This window comes from Hyphomicrobium sp. (assembly GCF_035687085.1).
Taxonomy (GTDB): domain Bacteria; phylum Pseudomonadota; class Alphaproteobacteria; order Rhizobiales; family Hyphomicrobiaceae; genus Hyphomicrobium_B.
Map to the genome: position 1 here is coordinate 413,758 of NZ_DASRYS010000013.1, position 16,187 is coordinate 429,944.

The window sequence follows — 16,187 nt, forward strand, 5'->3', positions numbered from 1 at the left end:
CTAGCCTCAGTAATCGCCACTAGCTAAAACAAGCGCGCACTGGTGACAGTTGCGTCCCTAGCCCCCGGCAAGCGCCAGCGATATACCCCAATCCGCATATTTCGCGCGCTTCATCAAAGTTCAAAATCAAATGAAAATGATAGTCTACAAAATTGTCACGTCGGCCGAATGGTCGGAGGCAAAGAAAAAAGGTCAGTATGACGGATCGTCGGACGACAGGCGAGATGGATTTATCCATTTGTCGGAAGGCCGCCAGTTGCGCGGCACATTAGATGCGCATTTCAAAGGGAAGCGCGATCTGCTTCTCATCGCGTTCGAGGCATCAAGGCTAGGCGCCGATTTGAAATGGGAACAATCCCGAAAGGGGGATCTCTTTCCCCATCTCTACGCGCCGCTGGACGTTTCTGTGGCTTTATGGGAGCGGCCGCTGCCAATTGATAGCGACGGCGTTCATTATCTCGACGAGGACATTCTCACGTGCTGAAAGAATTTTACCGGCTGACACGGAATGCGCTTTTCGCAGTTTCTCCGGAGGAAGCACACGAACTTTCGCTCCGCGCATTGGAATACGGCGTTTATCCGCGAGGGCGGGCGAGCGACGATCGCGTACTCACGCAAACTGTCTTCGGCCTGGAATTCAACAATCCCGTCGGCATCGCTGCCGGCTACGATAAGGACGCGCGCGTTCCCGATGCCATTCTCGGCATGGGCTGCGGCTTCGCCGAAATCGGCACCATCACCCCGCATCCGCAAAGCGGCAATCCAAAGCCGCGCGTCTTCCGCCTGATCGAAGACAACGCGCTCATCAATCGCCTGGGCTTCAACAACGGGGGCCACGCAGCCGCGCTCGGCCGGCTTGAAGCGCGCAAGAATCGCGGCGGCATCGTCGGCGTCAACATCGGCGCCAACAAAGACAGCGTCGATCGCGCCGAGGACTACGTTCTGGGCCTGCTGCGGTTCAATTCGGTCGCGAGCTACTTCACCGTCAACATCTCGTCTCCGAACACGCCGGGCCTTCGCGACCTGCAAGCCCCCGCCGCACTCGAGGAGCTCCTCTCCCGCATCATGACGGCGCGCAAGCGCCTGATCGACGACGGTGCCCAGAGACGTCCGGTCGTCGTCAAAATCTCGCCCGACATCGCGGCAGACGACATCGCCGCAATCGTCGAAAAGCTCGTCGCCTATGACGTCGATGCCATCGCCGTGTCGAACACGACGCTCGCGCGCGACGGTCTGAAATCGCCACACGCGACCGAAGCCGGCGGGCTCTCGGGCCGCCCCGTCTTCCAGCGCTCCACCGCCATGCTCGCCCGCGTCTACAAACTGACCGAAGGCCGGATCCCCCTCATCGGCATCGGCGGCATCGACAGCGGCGCGCGCGCGCTGGAGAAAATCGAAGCCGGCGCCACATTATTGCAGCTTTACACCGGTCTTGTTTACGAGGGTCCGGCGCTGATCGGGGAGATCAAGTCGCACCTCACGAAAACGCTGCACGTCGGCCGGCAGACGAGCCTCGCGGCCATCCGCGGCCGCCACGCCGACTACTGGGCGAAACAGCCGCTCTAGGTCGCGCGTTTTTCACGAGGCCTTCCGGCGTCGAAACGCTATAAGGTTCAAGTTGCCCATAAAAGCGTTTAGATCGACCTGAGCCCATCTTTGCCCTTGCCGCGCAAAACCTCGAAGTCTCCGGAAACGGCAGCGCGGCAGCCGGCAAAGGCGAGCGCGCCCAAAAAGCCGCGCAGTGCCGCGCTCGTCGCTCCAGCGGCGGAGAAGAAATCGCGCCGGGCGAAACCCGCTCCTGCTCCCGGGCCCGTCCACGAACAGCTGCCGCCCGAGATTGCAGCCTGGTTCGCGAAGCGTGGATGGGCTCCGCGTCCGCATCAGCTGGCGCTGCTCGATGCTGCGCGCGAACGCCGCTCCACGCTCCTCATCGCGCCAACCGGCGCAGGTAAGACGCTCGCAGGCTTCCTGCCGAGCCTCATTTCCATCCACAACGGCCAGAAGAAGAGAGCTGGCGCCGGACTCTTCACGCTCTACATCTCGCCGCTGAAGGCGCTCGCCGCCGACGTGGAACGCAACCTCACCCACCCCATCGAAGAAATGGGCCTCAAGGTCCGCACCGAAACGCGCACCGGCGATACCTCCATCGCGCAGCGGCAACGCCAGCGCGTGAAGCCGCCGCACATCCTGCTGACGACGCCTGAGCAGGTCGCGCTGCTCTTGAGCCATCCCGACGCGCCCTTTCTCTTCGCCGATCTCGACACGATCATCCTCGACGAGTTGCACGCGCTTGCCGCGTCGAAGCGCGGCGATCTCCTCGCGCTCGACCTCGCGCGCCTGCGCAAGCTTTCACCCAACGTCATGACGATCGGACTGTCGGCCACCGTCGCGCGCCCGAGCGAGCTGCGCGGCTATCTCGTGCCGCAAACCGCACCCGAAACCGAAACGAGTCTCGCCGACATCGTCACCGTCAAAGGCGGCGCCAAGCCCATCATCCAAATCCTCGAAGCTGAAAACGAAATTCCCTGGACCGGCCACACCGCACGTTACGCCATGCGCGAAGTCTATGAGGCGATCGGCCGGCACAAGCTCTCGCTCGTTTTCGTCAACACGCGCATGCAGGCCGAGTTTGCGTTCCAGGAACTCTGGCGCATCAACGACGAAAGTTATCCAATCGGCTTGCATCACGGCTCGCTCGAAACGGCCCAGCGCAAGAAGGTGGAAGCTGCGATGGCCGCGGGACGCCTGCGCGCCGTCGTCGCCACCTCGACGCTCGATCTCGGCATCGACTGGGGCGACGTCGATCTCGTCATTCATCTCGGCGCACCGAAGGGCGCGAGCCGCCTGCTGCAGCGCATCGGCCGCTCCAATCACCGGCTCGATGAGCCATCGCAGGCAATCCTCGTTCCCGGCAATCGCTTCGAAGTGCTCGAATGCCGAGCCGCCCAGCAGGCCGCGGAAGCGGGCGATCAGGACGCCACGCTGTCCCGCGTCGGCGCACTCGATGTCCTCGCCCAGCACGTTCTCGGCATGGCCTGCCAAGCCCCCTTCGATCCTGACGCGCTTTTCGATGAAGTTCGCTCAGCACTTCCCTACGCGGGCCTGACGCGCCAGCATTTCGACCGCACCGTCGATTTCGTCTCGACCGGCGGCTACGCGCTGAAATCCTATGAACGGTTCGCGAAACTGCGCCGCCAGGAAGACGGCAAGCTGCGCGTCGCCCATCCGCGCATCGTCCAGCAATACCGCTTGAACGTCGGCACCATCGTCGACGCGCCCCACCTGAAGGTCCGCCTCATCTCATCGCGCGGAGCGAAGAAGAACACCGCCCGCATCGGAGGCCGCGTCCTGGGCGAAGTCGAGGAAGGCTTCGCCGAACAGCTGACGCCGGGCGACACGTTCGTCTTCGCGGGCCAAGTCCTGCGCTTCGAAGGCATTCGCGATACGGAAGTCTTCGTCTCGCGCGCCACCGCCGAAGATCCGATGGTGCCGAGCTACGACGGCGGCAAGTTCCCGCTCTCCACGCACTTGGCGAAACGCGTGCGCGATATGCTCGCAGATCCGAGCGTCTGGTCGGCGCTGCCCAATCCCGTCTGCAATTGGCTCGAGCTGCAGACCGAGCGCTCCGTCATGCCCGCGCCCGATGAAGTGCTCATCGAAACTTTCCCGCGCGGCAACCGGCACTTCCTCGTCGCCTATCCGTTCGAAGGCCGCCTCGCGCACCAGACTCTCGGCATGCTGCTGACCCGCCGTCTGGACCGCATCGGCGCCAATCCTGTCGGCTTCGTCGCCAACGATTACGCGATGGCCGTCTGGACGCGCAAAGACATCTCGAGCCTCATCGAGAGTGGCCGCCTTTCGCTGGCTGAACTCTTCGACGAGGACATGCTGGGCGACGACCTCGACGCCTGGCTCGCCGAAAGCGCGCTCATGAAGCGCACGTTCCGTTTGGCGGCAGTGATCGCCGGACTGATCGAGCGCCGCCATCCGGGCAAGGTGAAATCCGGCCGTCAGGTGACGATCTCGACAGATCTCATCTACGATGTGCTGCGCCGCCACGATCCCGGCCACCTGCTGCTCGAAGCCGCATGGGCCGACGCGGCCACGGGGCTGCTCGATATCAAGCGCCTCGGCACGTTTCTCGCTCGCATAAAGCAGAGAATCAGACATCAAACTCTGGATCGCGTATCCCCGCTCGCCGTGCCGGTGCTGTTGGAAATCGGCGTCGAGCTGGTTTATGGCCAAGACCGTGACGCAATTTTACGCGATGCCGCAGATGAACTGATCCGCGAAGCAACGGGGGACATGCGGACATGAACATGCTGAAACCGGAACGGCTGGGGCTCGACGATTTCGCCGACCAGCCCGTCAACGTGTGCGGCAAGGCTTTTCTCGCGCACAAATCCGGCGCGCTGTTCTGGCCGGCCGAGCGCGCGCTGATCGTATCCGATCTCCATCTCGAGAAGGGCTCATCATTTGCCGCCTACGGGCAAATGCTTCCGCCCTACGACACGCGCGACACGCTGCAGAAGCTCGCCGTCTTGATCGACCGCTACGATCCCGAAACCGTCATTTGCCTCGGCGACAGCCTCCACGATCAGGACGGCGCCGCGCGCATGGATGCGACCGACATCGAAAGCCTGCGCATGCTGCAGGAAGGCCGCGACTGGATCTGGATCACCGGCAATCATGATCCGAAAATCGATCGCATGCTCGCAGGCTACGTCACTCCGGAAATCGTCGTCGGCGGCATCGCGCTTCGCCATGAACCCCGGGCGGGTGCCCGCACGCACGAGATCGCCGGGCACTTCCACCCCGCCGCCCGCCTCGTCTTCCACGGCACGTCGTTGCGCCGCCCCTGCTTCGTCGGCAATCGCCTGCGCCTTGTCATGCCGGCCTTCGGCGCCTTCACGGGCGGCCTGAACATTCTCAACGCCGCCTTCGAGCCGCTGTTCGGAGACGACGGCCTCGATGTCTGGATGCTTGGCCACGAGGGCCTTTATCCCGTCGCGCCACGTCTTCTGCGCGACGACTGACTTACGCCGGCTTGCGGAACGCAAAGGCCGCCGCCAGCCCCGCCCCGGCCGCGAGCAGAACTGTCACGATGCCATAGGCAAGCGGCTGCGACAGGGCGAACTCGTGGATGAAGCGTTCGATTCCTTCGCGCCTCAGGCCCACCCGGCTTTCATACTCGCCGAGGAGACGACCCTCCTTGAATAGAAAAACCCGGGCGGTCAGCGGCCCCACGGGCACGTTCGGCGGCAGCGAAATCGTCGCCCTGAAGAGGCTGCGCCCGATGAACGTGACGCCAAAGTCCCTCTTCACATAGACGCCCTGCCCCTCCTTCAGCCGGATGAGCGCTTGCTTGTAGGTCTGAACCGCGCCTCCCTCTGCCGTCTCTGAGCCCGAAGGCGACATGTGGATGTGATCGAAGCCGATCTGCTTCGCGTCGAGCAGCGCATTCCCTGCGATCTCGTCGATTGGCCGCGTCGAAGCGATGGCGTAATAGCTCGGCACCGCGTCGAACCGCATCGACGAGGTATTGATCCAGATGCCCGCAACCCGCGATTTCTCACGCACGACCGCCGGCGCGGCCTGACCTTCGACGACGACGATGACGTCGTATGTTCCCGCCTCCGGACTTGGCTGTCTGCTATTTTCGACCGTACCGAAAACCAGGATCTCGGTCCCGGTGAAACTCGATGTGATTGCCACCTGACGGGTCGAAGCATCCGCTTCCACGCTTTCGGGCGGGCGTTGCTGCGCAAGCGCGCCACCCATCAGCGCGAGCATCCAGACGACCGCAGCGCCAACGAGCGTTCGCATCACGACGCCCCCGGAACGGATGCGAGCGAAAAGAGATCGCTGGGCTTCACCACGAGACCGACCGCCATGCGCGCGGCGACAAGCAGGATCAGGAGACCGAGCAGCACGCGCAGGTGCTCGCCGCGGATTTTCTCGCCAGCCATCGTGCCCAGCTGCGCCCCAAGCACGCCGCCCACGATGAGGATCAATGCGAGAACGATATCGACCGATTTGTTTTCGACCGCGTGCAGTACCGTCGCCGCCGCCGAAACGAAGACGATTTGAAAAAGCGACGTGCCGATGACGAGCCCTGTAGGCACGCGCAACAGATAGATCATCGCCGGGATCATGACGAAGCCGCCGCCGATGCCCATGATCGCCGAGATGAAGCCGACGAACGTGCCGATCACAATCGGCGGCACCACGCTGATGTAGAGCTTCGACCGCGGAAACCGCATCTTGAACGGCAAGCCTTCGATCCAGCCGTGCTGGCCCGGCTTGCGGGTGGACGCGCTGCCGCCCGGGCGCGCTCTTCGCGCCGCGTTGATGCCTTCGACGAGAATGAGTGTGCCGACCGCGCCGAGAAAGACCACGTACGTCAACGAAACCGTAAGCTGGAACAGCCCTCGCGCAGTCAGCACCTTGACGAAGGCGACGCCGATGTAGCTTCCGGCGATCCCGCCCGCCAGCATGACGAGCGCGAGCTTAATATCGACGTTGCCGCGCCGGTGCTGCGTCATCGCCCCGGAAACCGATGACGCAACGACGTGAGACGTGCTCGTCGCCACGGCGACGCCCGGCGGTATCCCGAGAAACGTCAACAGCGGTGTCAGGAGAAATCCGCCGCCCACGCCGAAGAGGCCGGAAAGGAAACCCACGGTCGCGCCGAGTGCCAGAAAGAGGATGACGGAGACCGGCATCTCGGCGATCGGCAGATAAAGTGTCATCCGGCGGTCCTGGGCGGCAAGCGGCGCATCAAGGAAGGGCGTGAAGCTGCGCTAAGGGACACCAATCGGAAAGAAGCGGCAAGCGTTCCCTCCATTCATCGCTGTCACACCCGCAGGCGGCATTGCATCGATCCCACGGCGGCCGAAAATGAAACGCCAGCGCCCCGATCCTGATGGAAAGGCGTAACGGCGTTATCCGTTCATGCCGTTTTTCGGGTTGTTCTTCCACATTTCGCCGGCGGCTCGGGCATCGTTCACCATGCGCGTCGACGCCATTGGCTTCCACTCTGCGATCATTTTGTTGGCGGCTGCGAGCTCCTCAGCAGTCAATTTGCCGCGAAGAATGTCACGCCGGCGAACAGCATCCGGATCGCCGCCCCGCGCCGCGATCGCAAGCCACATGAAGGCACGGCTCATGTCCCGTTTCACGCCGAGGCCGTTTTCATACAGCACCGCGAGATTGAACTGGCTGTCCGCGAGCCCGCGCTGCGCCGCTTCCTCGAACCACTGCGCCGCCGTCATGTAGTCGGGCGATTGATCGCTCTGATTGGCGCTGAGCACGGCGAGATTATGCATCGCCTTGATGTTGCCCTGCTGGGCCGCACGCTGATACCAGATCGCCGCCTGCGCCCGGTCCGCCTTCAACCCGAGGCCGCGCTCGTAAAGCGTGCCGAGCCGGTACTGCGATTGCGCGAAGCCTTGATCGGCCGAACGCTGATACCACTTCGCGGCATCCTTGAAGCTCTGCGCCGTACCTTTGCCTTCAGCCAGACGCGCGCCCACTTCGAACTCCGCCGAAGGATCGCCATTGGCCGCGGCAAGACGCAGCGACAACGGACCAACCGTGGCCGGCGGCATGTCGAGCGGCGACGACTTTGACGCCGATGGCGGGACCGAACCTGTGGTCATCGGCGGCTTGCCGACTTCGGTTTCAGCGTCGCTCGGAACCATGGAAGCGGGAACAGCGGCGCCGTCGGCGGACCGGGCCGCCGCATAGCCAAGCTCACCCGAGATCTCAGCCATGGCCTGATGGCGCTTCGCCTGTTCGATGTCCTCAGCCGTCACTGGCTGATCGAGATCGACAGCGACGCCCAGCATCGGCAAAGCCGTGCGGCGCGGCGCAGCGTCGAACGCCGCCTTCTCCGGCGAGCCCTGGCCAGGCACGAGTTCGCCGTGCGGCTTACCATCCTGCTTGGCCGGATCAGCTGCATCGTCCGGATTCGCCGCCGGAGCCTGAGCGTCCGTTGCGGACTTCGCAGCATCGGATGACCCGCCAGGCTCTTCGCCATTCGCTTGCGGTGACGGCACGGCTTCGATCTGCTGCTCGCTCGACAGCGATCCGACCCGCGCCTTGCCGAATCCGAACGTGTACCAGAGGCCTCCGAGCGCCAGCAGCGCGACGGCAGCGATCACCATCAAGCGCGGCGACGGCCCCGAAGGTCCCGACGCCTTCTTTGTCGGTGCGGCAGCCGGACGGATTGGCCGGGGCCCAGCCGGCGCAGCACCGATTGCCGGTTCGTCCGCGATCATCGAAGCCGAAACGGTCCGGCCGGCGGCGCCCTCCTGTTCGGCAAGACGCTTCTTGGCGCGCCGTGCCTCGGCGACGAAATCCTCGCGACTTTTCGCGGCTGAGCGCGCTGCCTCTTCAAAGCTTGCATCACGCCCGCGCGGCCGCGAAGGCGTCGCAGGCTCAGGGGCCTTCGCGGAGGCGAGTTCCGCAACGGCCGCATCCAGCGACAGACTGGCGGTGTCATCGAGCGAACCGGACGGCGCCGTGCCCTCAGAGCCGTACATGCCAGCGTGATAGGTGCTGCTATCGGCCAATGGCGCCGGAGCCGGAGCCTGTGACGCCGCCCGCTGGCCAGACTCGATTGAATCCACGCGATCCAGAAGCCGGATCATGACCTGCTGCATCGTATCGAGCAGAGCCGCGGTCTGCTCTTCGCCTTGCCGGTTTTGCGACATCAAGCGCTCGATGAGCGGCCGCAGCTCGTCGGCCGCCGAGTGCCGGTCGTCAGCACGAAGATCAGCCATACGCCGCGCCGTCTGCTCGGCCGCCGCACGCGCGATCGCATCGTAATCGAGAACGCGCGATGGAGCCGCAGCACCGCCGTCGCTATCGATGGGCACGCCCTGCACGTCGGCAAGCGTATGCGAAATGCTCGCCAGCTGAGCCTCGATGATGTTCAGCCGTTCCAGCTGATCTTGCGTCTGCACGAGATGATTGACCACCTCGGCGACGTGCTGCTCGATGAGGTGAACGGCGGCGAGATCGTCGTGCGTGGCAACGCCTTCGAAGAGCTTGGCGAACTGCCGTTCGAATTGATCGAGACGCTCGCTGATCTGCGAGATGCCGCTCTCCGGGCGCATCGCCGCCAGCGATTGCTCGATGCCTTGCGCAATCTCTGCAAACTTCTTGTCGAGCCACATTTGATCGACGCTCGAACCACCGCCCGAATGGACGTTCGTCTGACTCTGCAACGGCGCGACCGGATTGGCGGCACCCTGGGTTTTCGCAGCGAAATTCGCCTCTTCCCGCTCGTAAAGTCCGGCGAGCGCATCCGCCGCCGCACGATCCCACGGATCCATCTCATCATCTGACGGAGCGCCGATCACGTCGAACGTATCGACGTCCGGCGTGCGTTTCGCAAAGGCATCGTGCATGTCGTTATGGGCAGAACGTAGAGCCATGGGCATTGAGGACTTGTATGATGGGTTGGTGGAAGGCTGATGCCCTGAAGCTGAAACCGGGCGCTTGCCGCTGGGCCCGCTTTTCACCTCGTCGGGATCCGACAGGCGGTGCGCCAATTCGGCCATAGCCGTCTCAATCCGGCCGAACGCCGGCGCGAACTCTTCCGGCACGCGTGGACGGAGGGCATCGGCTTCGCGGCCCATTCCCTCGATGCGCTCTTGCATCTCTGCAAGCGCGGCCGTGTGACGGCGATCCGCGTCGGCGAGCTGCGCAGCGATGACGTCGAGCATTGCCCTGAGATCGGAGCGGTCGTTGCTGCCGCTGCCTTCGTCACCGCTCTCCCGATAGCCAGCGCTCAATTCCGAATTGGACATTTTCCCCTCGAGGCAACGCGATGCTGACGGTCCGGGAGAACGCAATGTCGTCGAGATAGGAAAACGGGAATCGTCCTATCGCGCGGGGCAACTGCGAACGTGAGGACGCGGCACAACTCATGGCTCGCTGAACAATCGGGGTAGCCAAGTAAACGCGGGGTTAAGGTACGTACTAAAATGATGAAATTTGTGATTTAGACCGCATTTATCAGGCTTTTCACTCCGCACTCGAACGACTCGACTCGAACAAATTTGGTTCCCGGCGGACAACGCTTCCGCAACCGCGCGGGCAACCCGCGCTTGCGATGCATCTGCACTGCGACCATCTCCGCGTCCTGAGATCCAAAGCGGAGGAATTGATGATGACCCCCAAAACAAAACGAGCGGCGGCGCTTGGAATGCTGATCCTACCGGCGCTGACAACGCTCGCAGCAGCTCAGCCGCCTCCAAACGAAGCCTCCAAATGGGATGCCGACGAAAACGCCAAAGGGCGCTATTCGATGTCCCCGGTCGACGGCGGCGTGATGCGGCTCGATCGCGAGACTGGCGTCCTGGTGATCTGCGCGCGCGTCGGCAATGAAATCGCCTGCAAGGGCGTGGAGGACAAGACGAACGTTCCGCAGCAGGATGAAGTCGCAGCGCTTCGGCAGGAGAACAAGCAGCTGAAGCAGCGCATCAAGGACATGCTGGAAGATATGGAGTCTGGCGAGCCCCCGATGGGATCCCATGGCTATGGACCGCACGCGCGCATGCACGGCGATATGCATGGGGACAACATGCAAGGCTCTTCCGGCAGCAGGTTCGAAAGACCGACCGAAGAGCAGGTCGATCAGGCGCTCGACTACATGACGCGCGTTTATAAGAAGATCCGCGACCGCGTGCGCGAAATCGATAAGGATCAGCAGGCTTCCGTCCAGCAGCCCGGCTCATCGCAGCAGCAGGGTGGCTCTTCGCAATCGGCACCAGGGCCCTCGCAGGCGCCAGCCGCGCCATCATCCCAGCCCTCGACGCCGCCGGCCAAGCTCAGCCCCTAGACGCATCGGTGAAAAGAACGGAGGTTCCGGAGCCGCCTGTTACGCCAAGCGCGCCGTTGCGAACTTCCGCGTTGCGCGAACGAGTTCATGAACAATGCCGGGCTCGGTCATCGCATGCCCGGCATCAACGACGATGCGCAAATCTGAATTGGGCCACGCCTTGTTGAGAGCAACGGCGTTTCTCACTGGCGTCACGACATCATAACGCCCGTGCACGATGACGCCCGGAATTTGATGCAATCGTCCGGCCTGGTGCAGCAATTCCCCGTCCCGCCGCAGGAAACCGCCATTGACGAAGTAATGGCTCTCAATCCGCGCGAAAGCCAACGCGTAGTGATCCGCCCCGAAACGCGCGACACGATCGGGCTCTGGAATGAGCGACAGTGTTGTGCCTTCCCAGATGCTCCAGGCGCGTGCGGCTGCATACCGAACGCTGGCATCAGGTGAGGTCAGACGGCGATGATAGGCGGCAATCATGTCGCCGCGCTCCTCCGGCGGAATGGGCCGCTGGAATTCCGCAAACGCCTCCGGATAGATCCAGCTGCAGCCCTCTTGATAGAACCAATGCAGCTCTGCCTTCGTCAGCAGAAAGATCCCGCGCAGGATCATCGCGCTGACCCGCTCAGGGTGCGTCTCTGCGTAGGCGAGAGCGAGCGTTGAACCCCAGGAGCCGCCGAAAAGCTGAAAACGCTCGATGCCGAGTTCGATGCGGATGCGCTCGATATCCGCGACGAGATCGGACGTCGTATTCTCCTCGAGTGAGGCATAGGGCGTTGAGCGCCCGCACCCGCGCTGATCGAAGAGCACGATGCGGTAGCGTTCGGGATCGTGAAAGCGCCGCATGGTCGGATTGCTGCCGCCGCCCGGTCCGCCATGAAGGATCACGACGGGCTGGCCCGCCGGATTCCCGCATTCCTCGACGTAGAGCGTATGCCCACCGCCAACCGCCAGCCGATGCTCGCGGTAAGGCGACAGGGGTGGATAGAGATCCAATCGATCACGAACGGTCATGGAGGCTCTTCAGCTGACTGACAGTCGAGCCATCCTAGCCGATGCCGGCTGCTCATGGGCATACCGAATTATGTGCGGGCGTGCTTTCTGAGCTGCAGCCGCTGCATCTCGCGATCGTAAATAATCTCCCCGCCTGGAATGCGCATGTCCCGCACGATGGAGAGCCCATGACGGTTGGCTTCCGGCCGCATTAAGCTCAATGTAACAGCGAGCCCAAGAGAAACTGGCAGACCGAGAATTCCGGCAATCGGGCTCGGCGTCGAAATCATGCCGAGTTCGCTCGTGAGAATGGCGAGCGCGGCCGCGATGAAACCGGATAGCACCCCGGCGATCGCGCCCCCGGCCGTCAGCCGCTTCCACCAGATCGACAGAACGATGACCGGAAAGAGGCTCGCCCCGGTGATTGAAAGCGCCCACAGCACGAGTCGAAGCGGATCGGTCGGCGCCGCAATCGCAAGGGCCGCCCCGGACAACGCAGTGAGCCCAATGAAGCCGCGCACCACCCACACCCGGTTCGATGCGGTTGGCGGCTCCCACGACATGCCTTGCACGGCATCTTCGCCGAGCACTGTCGCCAGCGAAACCGTGGTGGCGCTAGCTGTCACCAATGCGGCCGCCAGCGCGCCGGCAAGCAGCAGGTAAAGGAAGGCTGAAGGTAGCCCCACCGCAACCGGCAACGAGAAAAGGATGCCATCACGGTCGAACTTCAATCCCTCGAATCCAAGCTGAGCGGCAGCCTGATCGAAATTGACGAAGTGACCGGCGGCCAATTGCGAAAGCCACTGGGGCAAGGAGCCAAGCCGCTCCGCCCGCACCGCGTCGAGCGTAAAATCGCGCATGAAAACGGCGACAGACGACACGGTCAGCAGCGCCAATCCCGAGAAGACCGTCGCCCAGCCGAGAGACTTCCGCGCTTCATAAACGCCGGGCGACGCTGCCACCCGCGGCAGCAGCCACGGCGCCGCGCTGATACCGGTCGCGATGGCGAACGTCCCGATGATGAACGCCAAAGGACCGATCGCGCCGAACGGCTGCGTGTAAGGCTTTGTCAGAGCCGAAAAGCCCTCTGGCGGCAGCTCGAAGGCCAGTGGCCAGACGCGGACGAGTGGCAACCCCTCGTTCACTTCATTGCGTACGAGTTCGCGCACCATTGGCCCGTTGGCGAGCTGCGGGATCGGCAAGCTCGTGACGATGACGCTGACCGTCGTCGCAACGGTCAGCAGCGCCAGGAACAGGGCAATTGATTGTGCCACACCGGCCCACGTGAACGAGCGTTTGCCACCCGCGGCAGTCGAAATGGCAATCGTCAGTGCGAGCAGGCAGATGAGACTGCCTTGGCTGCCGCCTACTAGCCGTTGCGCGACACTGCTGCCCATGCGCAGTTCGGCAGAGAGAACGAGGAGCATCGGAACGGCGGCGACGGCGGCGGTCGCCACTCTCAAGACGCGGCTCTCGAAACGCCGGCCGAGATAGCTTGGAACCGTGAAGGCGCCGAATTTCCGGTAGAAGGGCGCGAGCGCAATCGCCATGATGACGAAGCCGGTGAGCGTGCCCATCAGCAGCACGATGGCGTCAAAGCCGGCGAAGAAAAACAGCCCCGTGCCGGCAACGATCATCGTCGCGCCAAGCGATGAAACGGCCAGCAGCAGACCGGTATAGGCGGCTGGCACGCGCCGACCAGCGGCGAAGAAGCAGAGCGTCTCGTTCGTGGTGACCGACAGCCCCATCGCCCCATAAATGAAGATCGGTCCGGCAAAGATCGCCAGTCTCAGAAGCTGGTCATCGAGACTGAGCTGCTCGAAAATGAGAACGAGCAGAAAGAGCGCGGCGTAGAGCGCCGCGAAGATGCTGAAATACGTCCCCAGGCGAGGATTGACCATCCTCGCACGCGCGCCAATCGCCATACGTCCCCTCACATGTCTTCATGGGCGCCATGCCAGTGATCGATGGCATTTTGACGATTGACGTAACTCGCGACCGTAATCAGCGCGACGACGAAGAAGCCGTGCGCCGCCAGGAAATACCCTAACGGAAAGCCAAGAAATCGGTTCGCATTCAATTGCTCGGAATAGATCGGCAGAATGACGACGAGCGCCACGAACGGGATGATGCTCGCCAGAACCTGCCATTTGGTGTGCCGCCAATAGGGCTTGCGTTCCTTGCGCTCGATCATCCGGATTAGTCCCCCTGCTCGTCCGGCGAACCCCCAAACCAGTGCCGGACACAGCATTATGCCCGGCTGGTACCGCCTTTGTCCAACGCCCCGAATACCCAAAAACCGGCTCAGTCCCACGTTGTCGTGGGGAACGCCATCCCGTAAGTTCTGTAAGAGTCGTAGAAACCCGCGCTTAGGCCCGGAAAGCGCGAGTCGCGTCAGTTCGCCTCTTTGTGACGAAAACCCGGCAACATCGGACGAACCGTCAACCCGCCGGGCCCGCCATACCGGTTTAGCAAACACAAGCTGAGAAGGAGATCGCGATGGGCTTTGTAAGCGAGTTCAAAGAATTTGCGATGCGGGGCAACGTGATCGACCTCGCCGTCGGCGTCATCATCGGCGCCGCGTTTGCGCCAATCGTCTCGACACTCGTCGACAACATCGTCATGCCGCCGATCGGCTATTTGCTGGCGGGCGTCGACTTCTCGAACCTTGCGGTCGCAATTCCGACCCCAACAGAGCCAGTACAGATCAGGTACGGCCTCTTCCTCAACGCGCTCATCAAGTTCCTCATCACCGCGTTCGCCATTTTCCTTCTCATCAAAGCCATCTCGATGATCCAGAAGCCGAAGCCGGCCGCGGCCCCCGCTCCGACTCCGACTGAAATCTACTTGAAAGAAATTCGCGATCTGCTTGCGCAAAGAGCGCCGCTTACACCCGGAAGCGCGCCCAGAGACCAGATCTAGGCGGACGTAGACACGCACGCCCGATCGCCGTGCGCGGCCGCTGCTGCGCATGGCCGCGATACATCAGCGTCCTACGTTGTATTGAAACTCTTGAATGATGGACCCGCTGACGCTCAGGCTGATCGGGGCCGTCTTGCGCTGGTCGACAGCGGCGCGCGACGCTTCCAGATCTCTGATCTGCGCCTCAACATCTGTGGAAGGCTTGTCGGCTGGATGGCCCGCAGCACTGTTGATGTCGCGGCTGAGCTTTGACGGCACGGCGGGAAATTGAGAGGAACCCGACAGGCTCAGATCCTCGGCGCGAACGGAAGCGCCGCCCGTTGAAACCGCCAACGCAGCTGCAATGCAGAGAGTTGCAGAAACAGTCTTCATCATCTCTCCCCCGATGAACGCTCTTCGCGTTCTAGCACGCATCCCCTCAACGCCGGACCCCAAAATTTCCGCCGCTGACACGTCCTCGGCAAGCCGCTCAAACACCTGGGGCGGCATTTCAAGTTCGGCAGCCACCAACACGATGCAGGACCCTGTCGATCCGAGCGGACGGCATGGCGCGGCGCAAGCGCGCAGCCTCCAGAGGAACATCGAAATGTTGCGGACCAATCACGCCCCGAAACACCTCAAGCAACCGGCGTGATACTTTGCTCGACCGTCAAAGTGTGTCACCGGGTTCAGATCGCGCGAATGCGATTCGGAGAATAAAGACACTATGTGCTTCAAGAACTTCCTTGCCGCCGCTTTCCTCGCAGCGTCGACCCCGGCCTATGCAGGACAGATGTCCGATCACGCCCGCCCCTTCTCCTGGAGCGGCTATTACCTTGGCGCCCAAGTCGGCTATTCCTGGGGCGAAGTGAACGGCGAGGATATGTCTATCCAATACGGCACTTCGAGCTGGGACGACACCTGGGATACCACCGGAGCAATCGGTGGCGTGCACGTTGGCTATAACTACGTGCGACGCTCTCTCCTCTTGGGGCTCGAAGCCGATATTGAAGCTTCCAACGTAGATGGCTGGAATGACACGTCGTACGCGGGCGTCATCGAGACCAACATCAACGTCCAAGGCTCTCTGCGCGGACGCGTCGGCTACATCGCAGGCCCTGCACTCTTCTATGCCACCGGCGGACTCGCCTTGGCCCAGGTCAAGACGTCCTACGATATCGGATCCGACCGCGACCGCTCTTCGCACGGACAGGCCGGCTGGACGGTTGGCGGCGGCCTTGAATACGCGTGGTCACCTCGTTGGACTTCGCGCGTCGAGTATCGCTACACGGATCTCGGCCAGTTCACTGACACGCCCACGACGGACGAGGACGGCTATCGCTATCCAACCGAAGTGACCGTGCAAGCCATCCGCTTCGGCACGAGCTACAAATTCTAGGCTCCCGTTTTTTAGCGCGCACGCCCGCCTCTCAAAGGGCGTGCG

General features: G+C 62.7%; 14 protein-coding genes. 7 read left to right on the plus strand and 7 right to left on the minus strand.

Annotated elements, in window-relative coordinates:
* Nucleotides 1–130 precede the first annotated feature (130 nt).
* From VFG26_RS12700 to pdeM, 4 genes are all read left to right on the plus strand, one after another.
* Complete coding sequence (locus tag VFG26_RS12700) at nucleotides 131–484, plus strand: DUF952 domain-containing protein (protein ID WP_325025817.1); 354 nt, start codon at nucleotides 131–133, stop codon at nucleotides 482–484.
* On the plus strand, nucleotides 478–1,566 hold the full coding sequence (locus VFG26_RS12705) for a quinone-dependent dihydroorotate dehydrogenase (protein WP_325025819.1): 1,089 nt from the start codon (nucleotides 478–480) through the stop codon (nucleotides 1,564–1,566). Before VFG26_RS12700 ends, VFG26_RS12705 begins: the two co-directional genes overlap by 7 nt.
* A gap of 96 nt (nucleotides 1,567–1,662) precedes the next feature.
* A complete protein-coding gene (locus VFG26_RS12710; protein WP_414653292.1) occupies nucleotides 1,663–4,317 on the plus strand; it encodes a ligase-associated DNA damage response DEXH box helicase in 2,655 nt (884 codons plus the stop codon).
* Nucleotides 4,314–5,036 carry a ligase-associated DNA damage response endonuclease PdeM gene (gene pdeM, locus VFG26_RS12715; RefSeq protein WP_325025821.1) on the plus strand — a complete coding sequence of 241 codons (723 nt, stop codon included), beginning with the start codon at nucleotides 4,314–4,316 and terminating at the stop codon, nucleotides 5,034–5,036. Before VFG26_RS12710 ends, pdeM begins: the two co-directional genes overlap by 4 nt.
* A 1-nt stretch (nucleotide 5,037) precedes the next feature.
* Here pdeM and VFG26_RS12720 read toward each other — a convergent pair whose 3' ends face one another.
* The 3 genes from VFG26_RS12720 to VFG26_RS12730 all read right to left on the minus strand — a co-directional run bounded on the left by VFG26_RS12720 (nucleotide 5,038) and on the right by VFG26_RS12730 (nucleotide 9,818).
* Nucleotides 5,038–5,826: a TIGR02186 family protein gene (locus VFG26_RS12720; RefSeq protein WP_325025823.1), complete on the minus strand. Its 789-nt coding sequence runs from the start codon at nucleotides 5,824–5,826 to the stop codon at nucleotides 5,038–5,040.
* Nucleotides 5,826–6,752 carry a sulfite exporter TauE/SafE family protein gene (locus VFG26_RS12725; protein WP_325025825.1) on the minus strand — a complete coding sequence of 309 codons (927 nt, stop codon included), beginning with the start codon at nucleotides 6,750–6,752 and terminating at the stop codon, nucleotides 5,826–5,828. Before VFG26_RS12725 ends, VFG26_RS12720 begins: the two co-directional genes overlap by 1 nt.
* A 192-nt stretch (nucleotides 6,753–6,944) precedes the next feature.
* On the minus strand, nucleotides 6,945–9,818 hold the full coding sequence (locus VFG26_RS12730) for a sel1 repeat family protein (RefSeq protein WP_325025827.1): 2,874 nt from the start codon (nucleotides 9,816–9,818) through the stop codon (nucleotides 6,945–6,947).
* 362 nt (nucleotides 9,819–10,180) lie between these two features.
* On the opposite strand from VFG26_RS12730, the gene VFG26_RS12735 reads away from it, so the two are divergent.
* The gene (locus VFG26_RS12735; RefSeq protein WP_325025829.1) at nucleotides 10,181–10,852 is read left to right on the plus strand and encodes a hypothetical protein; all 672 of its coding nucleotides are present in this window, start codon (nucleotides 10,181–10,183) and stop codon (nucleotides 10,850–10,852) included.
* Between the two features lie 39 nt (nucleotides 10,853–10,891).
* Here the strand turns inward: VFG26_RS12735 and pip are convergent, their stop codons facing one another.
* The 3 genes from pip to VFG26_RS12750 all read right to left on the minus strand — a co-directional run bounded on the left by pip (nucleotide 10,892) and on the right by VFG26_RS12750 (nucleotide 14,036).
* A complete protein-coding gene (gene pip, locus VFG26_RS12740) occupies nucleotides 10,892–11,863 on the minus strand; it encodes a prolyl aminopeptidase (protein WP_325025831.1) in 972 nt (323 codons plus the stop codon).
* 68 nt (nucleotides 11,864–11,931) lie between these two features.
* Complete coding sequence (locus VFG26_RS12745; RefSeq protein ID WP_325025834.1) at nucleotides 11,932–13,767, minus strand: solute symporter family protein; 1,836 nt, start codon at nucleotides 13,765–13,767, stop codon at nucleotides 11,932–11,934.
* Between the two features lie 8 nt (nucleotides 13,768–13,775).
* The gene (locus VFG26_RS12750; RefSeq protein WP_325025836.1) at nucleotides 13,776–14,036 is read right to left on the minus strand and encodes a DUF4212 domain-containing protein; all 261 of its coding nucleotides are present in this window, start codon (nucleotides 14,034–14,036) and stop codon (nucleotides 13,776–13,778) included.
* Nucleotides 14,037–14,341: 305 nt separating this feature from the next.
* Between VFG26_RS12750 and mscL the strand changes: the two genes are divergently transcribed.
* Nucleotides 14,342–14,764 carry a large-conductance mechanosensitive channel protein MscL gene (mscL, locus tag VFG26_RS12755; RefSeq protein ID WP_325025838.1) on the plus strand — a complete coding sequence of 141 codons (423 nt, stop codon included), beginning with the start codon at nucleotides 14,342–14,344 and terminating at the stop codon, nucleotides 14,762–14,764.
* Between the two features lie 63 nt (nucleotides 14,765–14,827).
* Here the strand turns inward: mscL and VFG26_RS12760 are convergent, their stop codons facing one another.
* Nucleotides 14,828–15,136: a hypothetical protein gene (locus VFG26_RS12760; RefSeq protein ID WP_325025839.1), complete on the minus strand. Its 309-nt coding sequence runs from the start codon at nucleotides 15,134–15,136 to the stop codon at nucleotides 14,828–14,830.
* A 334-nt stretch (nucleotides 15,137–15,470) separates the two neighbouring features.
* Between VFG26_RS12760 and VFG26_RS12765 the strand changes: the two genes are divergently transcribed.
* Entirely contained in the window at nucleotides 15,471–16,142 is a 672-nt protein-coding gene (locus tag VFG26_RS12765) for an outer membrane protein (protein WP_325025841.1), read from the plus strand.
* Nucleotides 16,143–16,187: the final 45 nt, after the last annotated feature.

What these genes read in the sequence shown, in the direction of transcription:
- VFG26_RS12700 (WP_325025817.1), top strand. Translation starts at nt 131, where the DNA reads ATGAAAATGATAGTCTACAAAATTGTCACGTCGGCCGAATGGTCGGAG.
- pdeM (WP_325025821.1), top strand. Translation starts at nt 4,314, where the DNA reads ATGAACATGCTGAAACCGGAACGGCTGGGGCTCGACGATTTCGCCGAC.
- VFG26_RS12720 (WP_325025823.1), bottom strand. Translation starts at nt 5,826, where the DNA reads ATGCGAACGCTCGTTGGCGCTGCGGTCGTCTGGATGCTCGCGCTGATG.
- VFG26_RS12725 (WP_325025825.1), bottom strand. Translation starts at nt 6,752, where the DNA reads ATGACACTTTATCTGCCGATCGCCGAGATGCCGGTCTCCGTCATCCTC.
- VFG26_RS12730 (WP_325025827.1), bottom strand. Translation starts at nt 9,818, where the DNA reads ATGTCCAATTCGGAATTGAGCGCTGGCTATCGGGAGAGCGGTGACGAA.
- VFG26_RS12735 (WP_325025829.1), top strand. Translation starts at nt 10,181, where the DNA reads ATGACCCCCAAAACAAAACGAGCGGCGGCGCTTGGAATGCTGATCCTA.
- pip (WP_325025831.1), bottom strand. Translation starts at nt 11,863, where the DNA reads ATGACCGTTCGTGATCGATTGGATCTCTATCCACCCCTGTCGCCTTAC.
- VFG26_RS12745 (WP_325025834.1), bottom strand. Translation starts at nt 13,767, where the DNA reads ATGGCGATTGGCGCGCGTGCGAGGATGGTCAATCCTCGCCTGGGGACG.
- VFG26_RS12750 (WP_325025836.1), bottom strand. Translation starts at nt 14,036, where the DNA reads ATGATCGAGCGCAAGGAACGCAAGCCCTATTGGCGGCACACCAAATGG.
- mscL (WP_325025838.1), top strand. Translation starts at nt 14,342, where the DNA reads ATGGGCTTTGTAAGCGAGTTCAAAGAATTTGCGATGCGGGGCAACGTG.
- VFG26_RS12760 (WP_325025839.1), bottom strand. Translation starts at nt 15,136, where the DNA reads ATGAAGACTGTTTCTGCAACTCTCTGCATTGCAGCTGCGTTGGCGGTT.
- VFG26_RS12765 (WP_325025841.1), top strand. Translation starts at nt 15,471, where the DNA reads ATGTGCTTCAAGAACTTCCTTGCCGCCGCTTTCCTCGCAGCGTCGACC.